Raw genomic sequence first — 19,061 nt, 5'->3', positions numbered from 1 at the left:
TCGAAAAAATGGACGATGCCGATAAGAAATTGGAAAACGGCCTTGAATCGATTTATGATTGAATTCGAAGACCGTTTGAAAGATGTTATTTAAACTTGGCAGTTACACAAAATGTGTTACAGGGTCTAAAAAAATGCCCCCCATCCTAATAAAAAAGCTCGCTGTAAAATCAATACAGCGAGCTTTTTTAAAATCTCTTTCCTGAATTTAGCCTTCCAGCTTTATCACTTGCCGCTTTTAGCTTCTAGCTCTATCGCTTATGGCTTGGCTTCTCGCTTTATCTCTTCCAGCCTATGACTTAAAGCTTCTTTCTTATAGCTTCCCGCTTCTGGCTTATGGCTTATGGCTTATGGCTCAAGTATTTATCGCCAAACTATATTTTTCAATTAAGCTATAAAGCGTTGGCCTTGTGATCCCCAATAGTTCAGCTGTTTTAGACATATTGCCATCGGAAATCGCATAAGCTTTTTGAATCGCTAAACTTTCAGCCTGTTCACGTACAACACGTAAGTTTAAATCGAGTTCAAAAGTGGTATTTTCATGATCATAAAAGCCTAAATCAAAAGCCGTTACTTGCATTCCGGTACTCATGATAACAGAGCTTTTCACTTTGTTTTGTAGCTCACGTATATTACCTGGCCATCTATGGCTCTTAATGGCGTTTAGCCCGTCTTCAGAAAAGCCTTTAACGTTACGCTTATATTCTGCTGCATATTGCTGTAAGAAGTACTGAGCGAGAATAACAACATCTTCGTCTCGGTCTCGCAAAGGTGGAATATTTAAGGTAATTTCACTAACACGATAAAATAAATCTTCACGGAAGGTTTTTGCTGCCACCATTTCTTCTAAATTTTGGTTAGTTGCACAAACCACCCGAACATCAACATCAATTTCTTGTCGGCCACCTAAACGCTCAATTTTTTTCTCTTGTAAAAAGCGTAATAATTTTGCTTGTAAGTTAAATGGCATATCGCCAATTTCATCAAGAAATAGGGTACCACCTTCGGCACATTCAATTTTACCTTTTGTGGTTTTGTGAGCGCCAGTAAATGCTCCTTTTTCAAAACCAAATAATTCACTTTCTAATAGTGTTTCAGGAATAGAGGCACAGTTAATCGCAATAAATGGTTTTTTCTTACGATCACTAGCTAAATGCACGGCATTAGCGGTTACTTCTTTACCTGTACCACTTTCACCTAACAATAAAGCTGTGATTGCTGTTGGTGCAATACGTTTAACCATAGTACGTAAACGATCAATCGCTGCACTGTTGCCGATAATACCAATGTCGTTGCCCGCAACTGAACGCATCGTACGGTTTTCTTCTTCTATTGCCGCTAAAGTAAAGGCTCTGGCAACAATCACTTCAATTACTTCTTGTTCGATTGGCTTTTGGTAAAAGTCATAAGCACCAGCCGCAATCGCTTTTAAGGCATTAGTGCGATCGTCGTTACCTGTGATAACAATAACTTTAGTATGAGGCGCTATGGTTAAAATTTCTTGTAAACACGCCAAGCCTTCTGAGGCATTCGTTTCATCAGGTGGTAAGCCTAAATCTAATGTAACAACTTTAGGTTCGTGCCGTCTAACCGCACTAATAGCGCTTTCTCTATCGCCCGCTAAAACAACCTCGTAGTCTGATAAACTCCATTTCAGTTGTTTTTGAATACCTAAATCGTCATCGACAATTAATAACTTTTCCATACAGATGATGATCCTTTCATTTATCCGTCAAAACTTGGGTTAATGGGCAGTGTCAAAGTAAATACTGTCCCTTGATTTTCAATACTTTCTAACGCTAATGAGCCGGCATTACCTTCAAAAAACTGTTTTGCTTCAAATACACCAATACCCATACCAGCATTACCTTTGGTAGTATCAAAGGGTTTAAATAAACGTTTTTTAATAAATTCTTCACTCATGCCACTGCCATTATCACTAATAGTAATAACCGCATCAATCTCTGTTAAACTGACATTCACTTTCACCCAGCCGTCATCGGCTGTTGCTTCTTGCGCATTTTGTATTAAATGATTTAACACCGAATGAAAACTTTCATCATCTATTGATAAAACACAGGATTGATTAGCTTCTAATAAAACTTTTGGTGTTCTGATATTACACTGTGCTACTACTTTATCAACCACTTCGCTGATATCAACCTTTTTAGCTTTTGATTGTTCGGCTTGTTTATTACGTAATTGCGTTAACATTTTATCTAAACGAGAAGTCGCTGATTCAATAGTTTCAAAAACATCGTCAATAAACGCTGGGTTATCACGATGTTTAACGGCATTATCTGTAATTAAGCCCAGTTGCGCTTGCACATTTTTTAAATCATGTACCAAAAAGGCCGACATACGATTAAAAGCATCAAATTGTTTTGATTCTGCAATTCGATCATTAGCTTCATGCAGTGAAATAAAATTGCCTAATTGTTTTGAAATAGCAAATAATAAATCTCTATCTTCCCAATTTAGATGTTTACGCTCTTTTCGCCCAGCTAAAACAAACATGCCATAAAATGCACGGCCAATAAAAATAGGGACAATATTGTTTATTTCTTGTTTCTGGAAAATGTCTACATCGATTAATAAATCATCGTAAATGTCCGGCGTTTTAATATATTCTTGAATATCAACAATCCAGCCTACTTTATGACAAAATGTCGATAACTTAAGCAGCTCTTGATTAAGCTCACTCTCAAAACTTAATCCTTCGGTATATTTCACTTGAAAATTGGTACTGTTAACCTTTTTTAACAACGCTCCAGACTCCACTTCCAACTTTGACATTATGATATGCGTTGCCATTTGATAATAACTTTCGGCACTGGTGGTTTCTATTTTTTCAATTAAATCAAGCCACTCGTCTCGATATTCATATTTATTAGCAAAGAAGTTTTTAGTGATAAATACTTTAACTTTACGCCTTAATGTGTCTGTGATGATTAAGGCGAAAAGGACAACACTTGCTAACACTAAAAATGTTACAGTTAACGCACTACCCCACTCGCCACCAATAAAATTAAGTACGTAACCAGCAAATGCCATTACCAGTAGATAGCCTCCGGCAATCAATAACATTGAGCTATAAAATACAACATTACGCGAAACAAATACGTTGACCGACCAATCTTTCATTCGTCGTGTGCTGATAAGTAGAAAAGGAATTGAAAGCAGCATTATATAAGGCCGGATATTCCATAGCATATATTCCAATTGATTTACCATAAACGCCTGAGCGTACATAACAAAATCAAATACGCTCGCCGTACCTAAGGCAATTACCAGGGGCCACAAAGCCCATTTTGCTTTATTTGAAGCATTACGAAACAATTGTTCCAATAATACAATTTGCCATAAGCTAAAGGCTAAAAAGAATAAGAATAAATATTGGTAACTAATGTTTATTTGATTAGACAAATACCAAGTTAGTGTTGAGAAGGTAAGCCAAGTAGTAAAATATTGAAGAAAGTATTTATCTCTAATTAATGCTCGAAATGAAGTAATGTTATCGCGAGTACTAATAATAAGCATAGGCCAAAGCAATAGCTTAAACCCTTCAAAAATGAGTACTAACTTTAAAGTAAATAACTGTTGAAGTTGAACCGCTGAAAAAAAGCTAGCCATCATAGTGATAATACTAGCAAATAACATTAAGCGGCCAGCTAAAGTATTATTTCTCGCGGCCAGTAATAACAAGATAAAAATTAGAAAGGCAAAACTTGAAATGCTGTAGCCAAGTATTCCGACAAGTGCCATTAAATATTCCTTATCCTATTGAGGTATTAACGTTGAAGCTTTAGAATCAACATTAAGTAATTACAAAATTTTACAGCACTTTCTTTTTTTCAATAAAAAATTATGAAAAAGTAGAAGTGAATTTGATAAACCACTGTTTAAAAACATAAAAATAAACAGGGCATAAATATTGCTGTTATTATGGATATATGTAAGTTTATAGCAAGATTGTAAAGTATCTTGACAGTATTAAAAAGATTTTTCATTGAGGATTAAAGGAAATGTCAAATAAAGAGCTAAATTCAGTAGAGCAAAATTCTACAGAGAACAATTCTTCATTGAATCAGCCAGGTTCACGTCGTAAATTTTTCAAAAAAGCGGCTATTGGTTCAGCCTTAATCACTACAATGGCTAGCAGACCTGCATGGGGAACTAATACATGTACTGTATCAGGTCAATTATCAGGTAACTTATCGCACCAAGCGGATTTAGATGAATGTATTGGGTATGGTTTTAGTCCTGGTGGCTGGAAAAATTTCAATGGCAATCCTAGTGACTGGCCAAGCCCACTAAGTTCATCCGAAGGTGGTCCAAGCCTCACTTTAGCTAGCTTAAATAATAAAGATAATACCTCTTTTCTTTATGTTACCTCTATCGGTCAATCTATTGATATAACGGGGCCAACAGGTGATGCTAACGATCTCCCCGGAGAAACACTTCATACCCTCTTAACAAATGGAACTTACGGTATTCATCGCCGCTTTGTTCAAGGACTATTAAACACCATGGCTTATAACGCCAATTGGTATCGCGGACCTGGCTCTTCAGTAGGAAGTAACTTATTTCCATTTTTAGCTGATTGGCCTTATACCATTGATGAATTAATTACAGCTTACAATACGGACAATACTGCTATATTTAATGACATCGCAGATAAAGAATACTAAATGGATTTTAAATATAGACTGAATTCTAATCTAATAATAACTCCGCTAGAACAATCAATCTGCATTTACGATAAGTCAAATGCAGATACTCATGTTATAAACGGTCTAGCTTCTTCTATCATTGATAAAATTAGAATTCAGCCTCTATCATTACAGCATTTAACCAATATATTATCTGAAAATGATGCTAGCATTATCAATGCGGTAAATTTATTAAAAGAAAAGTTTATTGTTGTAGCAGAAAGTAATACACATACAAATGAATGAAAATATTCTAAAAGATCCCTGTTACCTAAATATTGGTCCTTTTAATTGTCAAATCAATACAAATATCCAATCTGTTGCATTAAATTTTTCCAAAATTTATGATGAACACCCTCGTGTTGATAAGAACTCTTTTATAGACTTTAAAGTAAATATTAAAGCTCCTAATACTCTTCGTCGTTATATTAAACCTACAGTAAGCTTTTTACTTGATGAGCAAGAACCCTTTAAGCCATTACCAGCTAGCCAAGGTTTTGCTATGCTCGAGTGGGGGTTAAATTGGTGTATTGCTAATCACGCCCATCACTTATTAATTTTTCATGCCGCTGTTATTGAAAAAGATGGTATATGTGTAATTTTACCAGCACCTCCAGGCTCAGGTAAAAGCACTCTCTGCGCCACACTCGTATTAAGTGGCTGGCGGCTCCTTTCCGACGAGCTTACCTTAGTTTCTTTAAAAAATGGTGAAATTTTACCCGTAGTTAAACCCATTAATCTAAAAAATAACTCTATAGATATAATTAAGGAACACTTTCCAACATCAGTATTTAGCTCAATTGCCCATGATACCCATAAAGGCAATGTTGCTTTATTAAAGCCCCCTAAGTATTCTATTAAATGTATTAATAAAAATGCAAAAGCAACACATATAATTTTTCCTAAATATAGTAAAAATTCCACATTAGCCTGCGAAGATATACCTTCCGATGAAGCATTAATAGACTTAATAAAAAATAGCTTTAATTATCACTTATTAGGAGAATTAGGCTTTAATGCTCTTATCAACTTAGTCAGAAACACTAAAGCTATGAGGCTAACTTATAGCCAACTAGATGATGGAATTAACTTTTTTAATAGCCTAATCAATGAATATAATCACAATAATTAAATCACCCAAATTAGTTCAAAATCTAGATAATAAAAATTGGGAATTAGTTATTTCTCAAGCAAAGTCTTCCGGTTTATTAGGTCGTTTATACTACATATTTAAACAACAAAATTTACTTACGTATATACCTGATAGTGTTATATGGCATTTAGAATCTGATTACACTATTTCTAAACATCTTAGAATAAGTTGTCGCCGTGAATTTTTTGAAATAACCCAAGCGCTTTCAAATAAAAATATTACCCCAATATTTTTAAAAGGAGCCATGTATGCCTTACGTGAATTACCAGTATGCTTTGGTAGACGCTTTTCTGATATAGATGTTCTTGTTAATAAAACAGAAATTGAAGATGCTGAAAGAGAGCTTTACTTTCAAGGTTGGTTTCCACAAAAAAAAATAGATTATGATGATAAGTACTACCGACAATGGATGCATGAGATACCTCCACTTCAGCATGCTAAACGTAGAACAGTGCTAGATTTACATCACAATATCTTACCACTAACAAATAAGAATCACTTACCTTTCGAGGCATTCAACATTCAATGTTCTTCAGTTGAAAATCTAGGTAATATTTATAGCCTATCTGATTTAGATATAGTAATTCATAGCGCTGTACATTTATTCACTGAGAGTGATTTTACAAACCCTTTAAGAGATCTATCAGATTTAGACATATTAATAAGATATTATTCTCAGCGAGAGAAAGATTTTGTCATAAATTTAATAACTCGTGCAAAAGAATTAAACCTCTGGGAGTACATTAGGCTTGCTCTTCGCTACACACATTTGATTTTTGATACTCCAACCGGAAATATCAAAAGTTTAAAATTAGACTCTAAAAACTGGGTACAAGCACAAGTTCAAGATTTTTGCTTTATCAATATTTTCAAACCAAATCATAGTAGTTGTAATACTTGGAAGACCAAGTTCGCCATATTTTTACTCTATTGGCGCGGACACTTATTAAGAATGCCTTTAAGGCTATTGATTCCACATTTAACACGTAAAAGCTGGATGGCATTAAAAGATACCTTTACCAAAGAAAAAGAGCCAAACGAAAATATGATCCCTTAACTTTTTTGAATAAGCCTTTTAATCTAATTAAAAGGCTTATTATTCTTTTCCTGAACTACTCTCTTTCTCTCGTAAATATCTCTGTTAACACTGGTACTAACAAAAAGCTTGATAAAGCCGACACACAAAGCCCTGAGATAATCACTATACCTAATGGTTGCCATAAGCTACCACCGTATAAAGTTAACGGTAATAAGCCACCTATGGTAGTTAATGTAGTTAATAATATAGGAGTAAAACGGGTAGCACTGGCATCAACTACCGCATTAAGTTTATCGCTACCAAAAAATAAGTTTTGGTTAGTGGTATCAATTAAAATTATCGCGTTGTTAACTACTATACCAAACAAGCTGATCAAACCAACAAACGCCATCATTGAGAACGAGCTATCCATAAAATATAACCCTAACCCTGAGCCGGCAATCGCAAAAGGAATTGAGGTAAATATGATGATCGGCTGTAAAAATGATTTAAATTGCAAAACTAAAATAGCAAAGATGCCTAGTGCCGTTACCAACATAATTTTTGATAAGCCAGCAAAGTTTTCTTGCCGTGACTCTTCTTCACCACCAAGCTGATAATAGACACCATCAGGTAAATTATAAGTGTCTAAATATTTTATTACTTGCTCGGTTAATTCTTGAATTAAGTAGCCTTTATCAGCATCAGCAGACACTTTCGCCATACGTAATTTTTGATAATGAAAAAATTCCGTCTGACCTTTTTGTAACTCTGCTTTCAAAATTTGATTTAACGGAATGGCTTCACCTAAACGATTATTGACATTTATCTCGTTCAAACTGCTAATATCAGGCGTATTTTTACGAACAACAATGGGATAGTTTTCACCATTTTCGTCGTTATATAAACCTATCGCTTTACCTGATAACACGGTTTGTAGCGTGTTATCTAACGTATTAATGTCAACATTAGTTAACCCTGCTTTATCGTAATCGATAACTAAAGCTAACTCAGTATTCGCTTCACCAATCGGGTTATCGATATTAATAATCCCTTCAGCTTTTTGCATAAAGTCGGCTAAGTCATTGGCTACTTGTTCAATAGCGTTTAAGTCTTCACCAATAACCCGAATAGTGATCGGTTTATCGGTTACTGGCCCTTGTGTGAACTCACTCACCGTAATATTCGCTTCTGGCCAATTGGAAAATTTGATACGGGTATTTTTTACAAACTCAGCAACTTCATCTTCATCGTACTTTTTTAGTACTAAAAGAATTTGACCATATTTAGCAACACCACGTTTAGGTACTTGGTTGTAATAAATACGCGGGTTAGCATTACCAACATTTAACGCAATTTTTTCTATTAAACTATTCTGTTCAAGTTCATCGGCAACCCGTTGCATTAATGCTTGGGTGCTGGCTAACGAACTGTTGGGCGGCATATCAATATCCAGCAATAACATAGGTTTTTGCGCTTTAGGAAATAAACTAACACCCACTTGGCTAAAAATAGAAAACATACCGGCTAACGTTAGCACGGCAATAATGATAACCAACCAACGCATAGTGAACATTTTTTTCAGCGCTGGTGCATAAATATTTTCAGCAAACCGATTTACATATACTTGTAAACTTTTAATTTTTGATGGTTTTTGAGTAAAAAACTTACTCGCTAGCATCGGCGTTAAGGTTAATGCTATAACCAGTGAAGCCAGTAAAACTAGTACTACTGTTACTGGCATTGAGCGTATAAAGTCACCGGTACTACTCGCTAGCATCAACATAGGTAAAAACGCTAACATAGTAGTGATTGTTCCGGAAGTAATTGCCCAGCCAACCTTGCTAGTACCGGTGGCTGAAGCCTCGGTTAAGTTGATCACTTTTGACTTTTCACGGTGAATACTTTCTGTAACCACAATAGCATTATCCACCAACAAGCCTAAGGCGATTATCAGCCCGACAATCGACATTTGCTGTAAACCAAAACCGGTAATATCTAACCAGCCAATAGCAATTAGAAACGACAGTGGAATTGCCGAAATTACTACAATTGATTCGCGCAAACCTAAAAATAAAAACGACATCAGACCGACAATTATCAAGCCTTGCCATAAATTATTAAAAAAACCATTAACCCGAACATGCACGCTGTCTGCTTGTTTAAATAAGGTATCAACAAAAATATCTTCAGGTACCGTGTTTTTGAACATATTGATTTCTTTATCAATACTTTCGGTTAAATCAAAAATATTGGTATTTTCATTTTGTACTACGGTGACAAAAATTACTTCTTTGTGATCCGCATAAGCAAGGTAGTTAGGCTCTAAATCGCCAAAACTTACTTTTGCAACATCTTTTAATCGTAAGACAAATTCATCATTAGAAACAATCACGGTCTCTGCCAAGCTTTCTATATCTTGGAAGTTACCTGACGCTTTAACATTAAAACGACGGGTTGATGCATCAACAAAGCCTGGCGTTATATTAACTGCTCGACCTTGTAATACCTGATTAATATGCGTGATCGATAAGCCATAATGTTTAATTAATGCAAGGTCGATATCCACCGCAACAATTTGCATAGGGTAGCCCCAAACATCGGCTTTTCGAACGCCAGAGACTGACTCAATACGCTTTTCTAGCTGTTTAGCGTAAAACTCCATTTCTTTGTAGTTAAGTGGCTCGCTCCACAAGGCTAACTGCATGATAGCAACATCTTTTGGCGTTGCTTTTAATACCAGAACTTCTAAAACGCCATCGGGTAAGGTTGATTCAATTTCTGAGACCGCTTGTTTTATTTTATTGTAAGAAACTTCGGCATCAACACCATAATGAAAATCAACTTTGATGCGCGCGCCACCATTTTTCACTTGCGATTCTATTTTTTTGATATTTTCAATATCAGAAAACTCTTCTTCAAGCGGATCAACCACTAAGGTTTCAATATCTCGTGGTGACGCTCCGGGATAAATCACTTCAATTAAGGTGATCGGTAAGTCAAATTGTGGATCTTCAGAACGTGGCATGGTGAAGTATGAAACAATACCCACCAACACCATTAAAATAACCACGGTAATGGTGAATTGCGCATTTTTAATAGCTAAACGAGGTAACTGCATAACAATTATTTTTCTACTTGAATATGTTGCCAACCACGTACAACAACTTGCAATGTGGTTTCGTGGGAGCTTGCTGACAAATAGACAAATTGATTGTCAATTTTATGAATATCAAAATACCGGTGTTCAAAACCATTGCCACTGTCATTTTGCGTAAGGATAATTGCTTTGCCGTTATCATCAACGCTTATTAGCGCATCTATTGGTAAACGATAAACAAATTCATCAGAGGAAAAATGAATATTCACATCGGCTAGCTGGCCTGCAATGACACCACTTGATAAATCTAACTCAGGTAATAACACATCGATTAAGAATAAGTTACCATCTGTATTAGCAATGGCTGGAATTTTAACCACTCGCCCTTGAAAACGACCTTTGCCAGCGATCACGACATCTACCAGCTGTTGTAATTTAACTTGGTTAATTTCAGTACCGGTTAAAGCAACTTTAACAACCCAGTTTTTAGATAGTGACGCTACCCGTAACACTTGTTTACCTGGCGCTTGTAACTCTCCTAAATCAGTATGACGACTTAATACTACGCCATCAAACGGCGCTTCAATCACAGCTTTTTCTAAATTATAAAAAGCCACTTGATAAGCAGAACGCGACGTTTCCAAGCGAGTTTCAGCAAGGTCTAACTCTTGTTGTGACCCCAATTTTTTATTTAATAGCTCTTTAGCACGGGTTAATTCTCGTTTCGCTTGTAACAATTGAGCATACTTAGAGTTTTTATCGGCTAATAATTCGGTGGTATCTAACGAGGCTAACAACTGACCTTTTTTAAAGGCATCACCTTCATCTACTGCTAATTTTGCTAAGTAACCATTGGCTTTAAAAGTTAATAACACGGTATTTTTAAACGCTAATTTACCCGTGCGCTGAATAGTATCTGAAAAAGGTTCAACCACAACTTGAGTGGTTTCATAATTTTGACTAGCCGCACTAGTGCAAAATAATGCTAAGACGAGGAATTTTAGGTATTTCATGTGAATGATTTAAGCTATTAAATTAATTACTTTTATTGATAGTAATACTTTAGGATGCTTTGCCATGAAAGTACAATCTTTAGTTCAAGTTTTTTGTCCCTTTAAAGGGGAAATATCACTATAATTTTTTAAAGTTAATCATAACGCTCAAACTTAATTCAATCTAAGTTATAAATTGTCTAAACTATATTGTTGAATAAGCTTGATTAACGCTTCACCTGCTGCCGATCGATTTTGATGATGTAATAATACCGCGGTTTCAATATCTCCTGTATCAAGTGCTTCAATTAAAGCCTGATGTTCTGAGATAGTGATAAATGGTTTTTCAATTAATCTTAAGGTTAAATAACGCGCTCTATGGCTTAAATCCCAGTGATGTAATACCGCTTGAGTTAAATACTGGCTCCCTGATAATTCAAGCAAGCGACGATAAAAACTCTCATCAGCTTTAGCCCAAGCTTCTAAATCATCTCGTGCTAGTGCTTGTTCCATTTCGATAGTGAAATGCCACAATTGTTGTCGTTGTTCACTCGATAAACCTTTTCTAGCAACCGTACCAACAGCTTCACCCTCAAGGCTGATAATAATTTGATAAATATCGGCAATATCATTAGCTGATAATGAAGTTACTTGTATGCCATGACGAGGTTGAATAGTCAGTAAACCGTCTTGCTCTAAACGTACTAACGCTTCTTTTAATGGTGTTCGACTAACTTCTAATAATTCCACGAGATCACGTTCAAGGAAATAGCGACCAGGGCGTAATTCATTATTAAGAATTTTTTCACGCAGCTCTTGGTAGGCTCGGAGGCTTAAAGGAGTAGGTTCAGCTTTCTTCAAAAGTAAAGTTCACGGTAAATATATGATAAATAATTTTCAAATGATAACGATCGATACTTGAGATAACAACTAACCAAGTTAATAAAAGCAACCTAGCACTAACAAAATGCTGAAATTAGTCTTTTTTCACAACGACAAAAACCACTTTAAATAAACATAAACACATTGAAAAATAACAAATAGACTTTTGCTCTCGCTAATAAAACTGGAGAAATTTAAGTTGAGTCGCTATGCTTAAAATTGTACATTTAAACTAGAAATGCATATTTCACCGCTGATAAAGCACTTGCTAATAACAAATTCAAATATCAATAAGCTGCTAAAATTAAGGCTTTTTATGACAAAATTGGCTACTTTATTATTCCTACTATACTCTGTTTCACTATCTGCTAAGCCAATAAAAGTCGTTTATATTCCTCCTGGGCATACTGGTTATTGGGAAACTACCGCAGATCCACTTCCTGCTATTGCCAAACAATTAGGACTAGATATAACCATTATTCCCGTCAAAATTTTAAAAGAAAAATACTTTGATGTAGTTGAGCATGTTGTTACATCTGCAGAAAAACCTGATTGGGTTATTTGGACACAAAGGCGTAACGACCCAAAAATTATTTTAGACTTGTTCGAAAAACACAATATCAAAAGTATTGATGTAACTTCTGGCTTTTTAGATTTCGACAGAAAAAACATTGGTCATCCACAACAATTTTATTCTCATTGGATTGCCCAAGTCGTTAATAATGAATATCTCGCAGGTCAAAGGATTGCGACAGAGCTTATCAATCGCCGAAAACACCTTGTACCAAACAACCCCGTAAAAATGATCGCAATAGCAGGAGATAAAGCCACAAAAGCAGCACAAAGTACTTTATTAGGCTTACAAAGTGCTTATGATAATGTACAGGATGCCAAGTTGGTTCAAACCGTTTTTGCCCATTGGAATAAAAACACCGCTCAAGAAATGACCCGAAAATTATTCCTCCGTCACCAACGACTTGATGTTATTTGGGCTGCTAATACAGACATTGCTTTAGGTATTACTGAGCAACTTAATAAGATGGCATTTAATACTTACCCAAAACCGCTTGTAGCTAATTTAGGCTGGAATAACGCTATTTTTAATCAAATAAAAGCAGGTAACATTGCTTTTAGCATGGGAGGAAATCATTTAAGTGCAATGTGGGCTTTAATATTAATTCATGATCATGAACACGGTTACAAAATTGCACCTACCCTTGAAGCCACTTTATTTTCGACACCTTATGTTAAAGCGACCCGAGAAAACATTGAGCAATTAACACCTTTTTTGCAGTCAGAACCTTGGTCGAACATTAACATCAAACCATTTTCTAAAGTATATAACCCTGCACTTACCTCTTATAATTTTGATTTATCTTTAATTTTACCAAAGCAGTAAATACCGTATCGGTTATTTTATTGCGGCGGGCAACCCGGTTAAAGGATCAATAATAAAGGTTTGATAGTTAGGTAATGGTAACGCTAAAATATCCGGTAAATTATTAGCATTAGGTTTTACACCAAAATAGTTTAACCCTTGCTGAATATAGCGATAATGTTGTTCAATCATAAATTCAGGTAACGCAAAGTCATAAAAAGCCACTTCATCAATAACACCGTGATAAGCTTCTCCTGGGTGCGACAATGCATTAGGCGAGTTACCAATATTTGCCATGCCAGAGCCGCCACTTAACATTTTCGAACCCGCTGGGTATTGATAGTGAGCATGCATCTTGCCATCAATAAAAATAGCTTTTAAACCACTACTAACATTATAGGTAGCCACCACATGATGTGCCTTACCATCTTTCAATTGTGCAAGGCTTGGCCGACCATTTTTACCATCAAGTGGCAGTTTCAATTCGTTGTAGCCTTGACCCACTAAATAAAGGCCAAAACTTAAACTTTCAGCTACATCGCCTTCCGGTTTTAAATAGTATTTACCTTTATCGTGTTGAAAACTCAACAGCATACGTAAACTTTGGTCGGTTTGATCTTTTCTAAATATTTCGTCAAGCTCACCCAGTTTTCCGGAATATTCAGGCTTGATCAGCGCTTCAATTGTTACACCATCAACAACCGCAAAACTACCGGTAGCAGGAGCCGTTCCGCCGCCACTACCAACATTTAATCGAGCATTAATACCATTATCAAATTCAAAAGCGCCATTGCCTAACAATCCTTGAACCCGTTTGGCGCCTTTTTCTACCACGCCATGGGCATTACCGGCTAAATCTAAAGCACGATCACTATTACTATCAAACGACCAATAATGTTTAGGCCGCCAGCGCTTTGGCATTAATATCGTGTCTTTGCCTGAGGTTACTTCAGCTTTGACATGATCAAGATTAACAGTCAATTCAGCCCCCTCAGAATACAGCATAAAATTTGGCCCCTTTATTTTAAGATTCGTGCCCTGCGCTTCTTTAATGCTGAGTGAGCCCTGATGAAGTTCAATTTCAGTACGGTTAACCAAAGTTAATTTTGCATGCTTAGCTAACTCAACTTGCTCATCAGCAAACAACTTTAATATACTCATTTTTTCAGCGGTATACTCTCCAACATCTAAATAACCTGACTGTACTTGCCCAACATTCTGTGAACTTAGTCGGCCGCTAATTAACTCGGCAATATGATCATTAGGTGAGCGATTGAGCAAAAAAATCAAACTAATCACAAGGACTAAACAAACAAAAAGTACTCCCCATAATAACGGCGTAATCGCTTTGTTTTTCTGCTCAGTATTAGGCAATGCTGCAATTGTAGGGTCTTGAGTTGAAAAGCTCGGTGTTACTTGAGGGAATTCAGGAATAGTATTCTGCTGCTCTTGGCCGCTACCCACCGGACGAACAATTACTTCTTCCACTTGCATACGACGACGGATCACTTCCATATTAGGCTCAATTGAAGACGCCATATGAACATGCATACCAATATATTCAGAATAAAAACGTTGCGCCTCTTCATTATCTGCTAATAACGTTTCAAGCCGGTGTACTTGCTCTGGCGTAACATTTTCATCACAAATGCTATCAGCAATATCACAGATTTCTTTAAACTTATCAGTCCGGCTCAAAGCAATTCCTCACCCTTTTTTCGATCAACACAATCAAATAGTTTTTTTCTTAGTTTATGAACCACTTTACGAATAGCAAAAATAGAGCGACCTGTTTCATCTGCCACAGCTTGTGCTTTTAGGTTTTTTACGTAAAAAGAATCATATATTTGTTGTTCTTCTACTCGCAATTGAGCTCGGCAGTCTTGTAAAACATCCCAACGATGACTATTGCTCGTTAAATGCTCATCTTTAGAAGTAACATTGTCAATAGCATCCATTAACTCGTCGCTTAACCCTAAAACTAAATGTTTGTTATTACGGCGATATACCCGAACTCTATTGAAAGCGATACCGTTTGCCCATTTCGAAAAATTAGTGTTTAACTCAAAAGTTTCAAATTCTCGCCACAGTGTCATACTGGTTTCTTGAAAAATATCATCCGCTGCGGCTCGATCCATCACATAAGCAAAAATATAAGCATAAAGCCGCTTACGATCCGCTTCAAATAAACTCACAAACAGCTCAGACTTTGACTCAAGAGCAGTTGTGTTATGTGTTGTTGACGGATTATTTGTTGCCACTATTATTATCTTATATTGAGCTATGCGCTAAATATGTTGCCTTATTATCGATTATTGAAATGTTGATCAGCGTTTAAATATAACACTCAAAAAATTCATATTAAACCATTAGGTACAACAAATCGGTCAAATTTGCTCAATAAGAACGGAGATTTTAATCAATAAGAAATTATAAAAGATAAGCGGTTGGCGCTTTTAGCTACTATGTTATCAAAAACATAACTCATTATTACCGTGATGACATTGCTAAATATTTTAGATTAACGACCTTAATTTAACAAAAAGGCCGTTAACAATTAACGCCATGGTTTAACTCGTTGGGTTAGATAAATTAATACTTTTAGCTAAGTTAGCAATCACTGATGCCGCGGTTAATGCATCTTTATCTTTTGGAAAAAACTCTGCGCCAATATAGCCTTGATAGCCTAATTCTCGCAAGCGAGTAAACACATGACCATAATAAACCTCCCCTGTTCCTGGTTGATTTCTGCCAGGTGAGTCAGCAAATTGAATATAGGCTACTTGATCAAAACCATTTTCTAAATGTGTGATCAAATTACCGTTGGTGCGCTGCATATGGAAAAAATCCCAATTTATTTTGATACTAGGTGAATTAACTTCTCGGCATATCGTTAACAAAGGCTCGTTACCGTAAACAAAATGTCCTGGGTGATTAAATGGGTTATAAGGTTCAACCGTTGCTACCATGTTTTCAGCCTCTAAACGCGGGGCGATTTTTTTCAACATTTGAGTGTAGTTTTTAACCATTTGTGCTTCTGTTAAGCCGTTAATTAATTTGTGACCTGTCAAATTAAAGTTAGACACATTCAACGCTTTACCTGAGGCAATGGCTACGTCTAACCATTGCATAATTTTCTTTTCATTTTTAGGTTCGGCAAGATCAGGCGCATTCGGCGAATAGCTGGTTATTTTAATGCCTTGTTCTTTTGCTCTTTGGGCAATTAATTCTGGTGTTTTCCCTCGTTTTTCTTGATTAGGATCCCACATTTCTACCGCACTAAAACCTAACGCTTTAGCAGCATTGATACGATCAAGAAAAGGCATCGGTCTAAACCATTGTTCAATATTACACGCAAAGGGTTTTAACCATTGTTGCCGTTCAGCTAATGGCATAATGCCATCACTATTATTATCGCCCTGAGCACGTGATGAAATACCAGTACAAGCAGAAAGCCCCAAACCTGTTGCACCAATTGTTGTACTTGTTAGAAATCGACGTCTATCCATTATAGTTTTCCTTCATTCATTAATTTTACGGCATAATCGGCTGCTCGTGCTGTTATCGCCATATAAGTTAGTGACGGATTTTGTGTCGCACAAGAAGACATAGCAGCGCCATCAGTGACGAATAAATTTTTAACATCATGGGTTTGTGCCCATTTATTCAATACCGATGTTTTTGGATCTTTCCCCATACAAGCGCCGCCCATTTCATGCGTTCTAGCACCAACCATTTGTCGATGATTATTATCTAATGCCTTAATAATTTTGATATTGGTACAACCCCCCGCTTCGAGTATTTCTTTAATATCAATCGCAGCTTGTGCACTCATTTTTCGTTCATTGTCTTTAAATTCAGCATCTATATGTAATTGTGGCATGCCCCATTTGTCTTTTTTAGTTGGGTGTAAACTGGCAGCATTCTCATAATAGGGCAGCATTTCGCCGTACATGGCTGCGGTAAAATGCCAAGGTTTGTCTTGATTAGCTTTTGCTTTAACTTCAGCACCAATGCCCATCGTTTTAGCACTGGTACCTGTTTTTCCTCTGCCAGCAAACGCTTGAAAACCAAAACCACGCGTAAAACCTAAGTCTTCTTGTTGATAATGTCGGTAACTAGGAATATAAGTGCCGATAGGTCTTCTGCCATAGCTGTACTTATCTTCAAGCCCTGGTACTTCTGCTTTGCCCACCGCGCCAGTGAAATGATCCATAATATAATGCCCCACTACGCCACTTGAATTAGCAATGCCGTTAGGGAATGTTTTTGAAGTTGAATTTAATAAAATTTGCACACTGCCAAGCGCCGAGGCGCAAAGGAAAACCACGCGAGCGTTATAACGGCGTTTTTCTTTGGTATTAGCATCAATAATAGTAACGCCTGATGCTTTACCCGTTGCTTCATCGTAATCAACAGTAGAAGCGATAGCATCGGTTATTATGGTTAAATTACCGGTATTTCTGGCAACAGGCAGTGTCGCCGATAACGAACTAAAATAAGCGCCAAAACTACAGCCTCTGGCACAGTAGCTACGAGCTTGGCACTGCCCTCTACCTTGTTTTGCTTGTTCTTCTGTTGGCTCAGTTAAATTAGCTGAGCGGCCAATAATTAAACGTCTGTCGTTAAATTTTTTCGCCATATTGTCCGCAATAAATTGTTCTGCGCAACTCATCTGCCATGGCTTTTGAAAAACGCCATCGGGTAAATCAGCTATGCCATCGTTATTGCCCGCCACGCCAATAAAACGCTCAACATAATCATACCAAGGGGCTAAATCTTCATAACCTATTGGCCAGGGTACGCCATGACCATCTTTTTCATTAGATTGAAAGTCTTTTGGCCCCCAACGTAATACTTGTCTGCCCCAAGTTAATGAACGGCCACCTAACTGATAACCACGTGTCCACATAAACGGACGTTCTTCAGGGTAGGAATAAGGGTGTTCTTTTTCATCAACAAAAAATTGTATTGAGTCAGTTTTTAATCTGCCTTTTTTCTTTTTTAGCATCTGATAACGACCTTGTTCATCGTAAATTTCAGACGCTAAACCTCGGTTTTTCAGTTGCCACGGTGCTTGCATATCCGTGTATTCTTTACTTGGATGGTCTAAGTGTCGACCGCGTTCAATCACTAGGGTTTTAAAACCTTTTTCACAAAACTCTTTTGCGGCCCAACCACCAGTAATACCTGAGCCGACGACGATAACATCATATAATTCATCTTGTAGTTTGGTGTTATTTGTCATTATAAATATCCCCTTGCCTGAATGCTTTCAAGCTCTGCTTTAGTGATGCAACCTCGATAACCACCCGGTATTAAAACAAAATCAGGGTTTGCTTCCTCAGAGCTATAATAGATATGAAATATCATCTCTTTTAATTTTCGGTAATTCACGGATAAGGCTGTTTTGGAGTTTGCAAAAGCGCGTTTATCTAATGCGGTAATTAATTCAGTGCGCTGCGGTAAAGACAGATGCATATATTCATCTTGGTAAGTAGCTATCGCAATTTTCTTTATTTGAGCAAGACATGCTTGATATTGCTGCTTGGTTTTTGTGCTCGCCCAAGTGAGCATTAAAGCGTCTAAAATAGGTATTACGTGCGCGTCTTTAGCCCCCGGCGTTTCGGTTTTCGGGATCATGATCTCCGCGATATCGGTTAATAACGTCATGTCTGCGGCATTAAAATATTGGCCGTCATTAAGCACTTTATATAGCTGTGTTTTATTATTTAAAACCGTTGCTAATAAAGGCGCTGAAACGGTAAACATGGCTGCACCAATAAACACCCGTCGGCTAATTTTAATATCAAGCATGCACTTATAT

General features: G+C 36.7%; 15 protein-coding genes. 5 read left to right on the top strand and 10 right to left on the bottom strand.

Annotated features, from left to right (window positions below):
• Positions 1-354 precede the first annotated feature (354 nt).
• Together prsR and prsK are read right to left on the bottom strand one after the other, a co-directional pair.
• Complete coding sequence (gene prsR / locus ACSLUO_RS16105; RefSeq protein WP_448250080.1) at positions 355-1,704, bottom strand: PEP-CTERM-box response regulator transcription factor; 1,350 nt, start codon at positions 1,702-1,704, stop codon at positions 355-357.
• A 20-nt stretch (positions 1,705-1,724) separates the two neighbouring features.
• Entirely contained in the window at positions 1,725-3,764 is a 2,040-nt protein-coding gene (gene prsK / locus ACSLUO_RS16100) for an XrtA/PEP-CTERM system histidine kinase PrsK (RefSeq protein WP_448250078.1), read from the bottom strand.
• Between the two features lie 260 nt (positions 3,765-4,024).
• Here prsK and ACSLUO_RS16095 point away from each other — a divergent pair, with 260 nt between their 5' ends.
• From ACSLUO_RS16095 to ACSLUO_RS16080, 4 genes are read left to right on the top strand one after another with little or no spacing between them, the layout of a single operon-like run.
• A complete protein-coding gene (locus tag ACSLUO_RS16095) occupies positions 4,025-4,690 on the top strand; it encodes a hypothetical protein (RefSeq protein ID WP_448250076.1) in 666 nt (221 codons plus the stop codon).
• Positions 4,691-4,957 carry a hypothetical protein gene (locus ACSLUO_RS16090; protein ID WP_448250074.1) on the top strand — a complete coding sequence of 89 codons (267 nt, stop codon included), beginning with the start codon at positions 4,691-4,693 and terminating at the stop codon, positions 4,955-4,957. It abuts the gene before it with no gap.
• Complete coding sequence (locus ACSLUO_RS16085; RefSeq protein ID WP_448250072.1) at positions 4,950-5,843, top strand: HprK-related kinase A; 894 nt, start codon at positions 4,950-4,952, stop codon at positions 5,841-5,843. The genes ACSLUO_RS16090 and ACSLUO_RS16085 overlap by 8 nt, the downstream gene beginning before the upstream one ends.
• Positions 5,821-6,921 carry a nucleotidyltransferase domain-containing protein gene (locus tag ACSLUO_RS16080; RefSeq protein ID WP_448250070.1) on the top strand — a complete coding sequence of 367 codons (1,101 nt, stop codon included), beginning with the start codon at positions 5,821-5,823 and terminating at the stop codon, positions 6,919-6,921. Before ACSLUO_RS16085 ends, ACSLUO_RS16080 begins: the two co-directional genes overlap by 23 nt.
• 55 nt (positions 6,922-6,976) lie before the next feature.
• On the opposite strand, the gene ACSLUO_RS16075 is transcribed toward ACSLUO_RS16080, so the two are convergent.
• The 3 genes from ACSLUO_RS16075 to ACSLUO_RS16065 form a co-directional block, all read right to left on the bottom strand.
• Positions 6,977-10,003, bottom strand: a complete 3,027-nt coding sequence (locus ACSLUO_RS16075; protein ID WP_448250068.1) for an efflux RND transporter permease subunit — start codon at positions 10,001-10,003, stop codon at positions 6,977-6,979.
• A 5-nt stretch (positions 10,004-10,008) separates the two neighbouring features.
• Entirely contained in the window at positions 10,009-10,995 is a 987-nt protein-coding gene (locus ACSLUO_RS16070) for an efflux RND transporter periplasmic adaptor subunit (RefSeq protein ID WP_448250066.1), read from the bottom strand.
• Between the two features lie 168 nt (positions 10,996-11,163).
• A complete protein-coding gene (locus ACSLUO_RS16065) occupies positions 11,164-11,835 on the bottom strand; it encodes a GntR family transcriptional regulator (protein WP_448250064.1) in 672 nt (223 codons plus the stop codon).
• Positions 11,836-12,172: 337 nt separating this feature from the next.
• Here ACSLUO_RS16065 and ACSLUO_RS16060 point away from each other — a divergent pair, with 337 nt between their 5' ends.
• On the top strand, positions 12,173-13,255 hold the full coding sequence (locus ACSLUO_RS16060) for a substrate-binding domain-containing protein (RefSeq protein WP_448250062.1): 1,083 nt from the start codon (positions 12,173-12,175) through the stop codon (positions 13,253-13,255).
• A gap of 12 nt (positions 13,256-13,267) precedes the next feature.
• Here the strand turns inward: ACSLUO_RS16060 and ACSLUO_RS16055 are convergent, their stop codons facing one another.
• The 5 genes from ACSLUO_RS16055 to ACSLUO_RS16035 form a co-directional block, all read right to left on the bottom strand.
• Positions 13,268-14,932, bottom strand: coding sequence for a LamG-like jellyroll fold domain-containing protein (locus ACSLUO_RS16055; RefSeq protein ID WP_448250061.1), 1,665 nt, complete (start codon positions 14,930-14,932; stop codon positions 13,268-13,270).
• Complete coding sequence (locus tag ACSLUO_RS16050; RefSeq protein WP_448250059.1) at positions 14,929-15,495, bottom strand: sigma-70 family RNA polymerase sigma factor; 567 nt, start codon at positions 15,493-15,495, stop codon at positions 14,929-14,931. Before ACSLUO_RS16050 ends, ACSLUO_RS16055 begins: the two co-directional genes overlap by 4 nt.
• A 309-nt stretch (positions 15,496-15,804) precedes the next feature.
• Entirely contained in the window at positions 15,805-16,743 is a 939-nt protein-coding gene (locus ACSLUO_RS16045) for a TIM barrel protein (RefSeq protein ID WP_448250057.1), read from the bottom strand.
• Positions 16,743-18,482, bottom strand: coding sequence for a GMC oxidoreductase (locus ACSLUO_RS16040; protein WP_448250055.1), 1,740 nt, complete (start codon positions 18,480-18,482; stop codon positions 16,743-16,745). Before ACSLUO_RS16040 ends, ACSLUO_RS16045 begins: the two co-directional genes overlap by 1 nt.
• A complete protein-coding gene (locus tag ACSLUO_RS16035) occupies positions 18,482-19,051 on the bottom strand; it encodes a gluconate 2-dehydrogenase subunit 3 family protein (RefSeq protein ID WP_448250053.1) in 570 nt (189 codons plus the stop codon). The genes ACSLUO_RS16040 and ACSLUO_RS16035 overlap by 1 nt, the downstream gene beginning before the upstream one ends.
• Positions 19,052-19,061 lie beyond the last annotated feature (10 nt).

Source organism: Thalassotalea agariperforans (assembly GCF_053470345.1).
The sequence above is the reverse complement of the archived record's forward strand: the minus strand, read 5'-3'. Positions and strand labels throughout refer to the sequence as shown.

Excerpts from the sequence above, each read along its gene's own strand:
- prsR (WP_448250080.1), bottom strand. The coding sequence starts at position 1,704 with ATGGAAAAGTTATTAATTGTCGATGACGATTTAGGTATTCAAAAACAA.
- prsK (WP_448250078.1), bottom strand. The coding sequence starts at position 3,764 with ATGGCACTTGTCGGAATACTTGGCTACAGCATTTCAAGTTTTGCCTTT.
- ACSLUO_RS16095 (WP_448250076.1), top strand. The coding sequence starts at position 4,025 with ATGTCAAATAAAGAGCTAAATTCAGTAGAGCAAAATTCTACAGAGAAC.
- ACSLUO_RS16090 (WP_448250074.1), top strand. The coding sequence starts at position 4,691 with ATGGATTTTAAATATAGACTGAATTCTAATCTAATAATAACTCCGCTA.
- ACSLUO_RS16085 (WP_448250072.1), top strand. The coding sequence starts at position 4,950 with ATGAATGAAAATATTCTAAAAGATCCCTGTTACCTAAATATTGGTCCT.
- ACSLUO_RS16080 (WP_448250070.1), top strand. The coding sequence starts at position 5,821 with ATGAATATAATCACAATAATTAAATCACCCAAATTAGTTCAAAATCTA.
- ACSLUO_RS16075 (WP_448250068.1), bottom strand. The coding sequence starts at position 10,003 with ATGCAGTTACCTCGTTTAGCTATTAAAAATGCGCAATTCACCATTACC.
- ACSLUO_RS16070 (WP_448250066.1), bottom strand. The coding sequence starts at position 10,995 with ATGAAATACCTAAAATTCCTCGTCTTAGCATTATTTTGCACTAGTGCG.
- ACSLUO_RS16060 (WP_448250062.1), top strand. The coding sequence starts at position 12,173 with ATGACAAAATTGGCTACTTTATTATTCCTACTATACTCTGTTTCACTA.
- ACSLUO_RS16045 (WP_448250057.1), bottom strand. The coding sequence starts at position 16,743 with ATGGATAGACGTCGATTTCTAACAAGTACAACAATTGGTGCAACAGGT.
- ACSLUO_RS16040 (WP_448250055.1), bottom strand. The coding sequence starts at position 18,482 with ATGACAAATAACACCAAACTACAAGATGAATTATATGATGTTATCGTC.
- ACSLUO_RS16035 (WP_448250053.1), bottom strand. The coding sequence starts at position 19,051 with ATGCTTGATATTAAAATTAGCCGACGGGTGTTTATTGGTGCAGCCATG.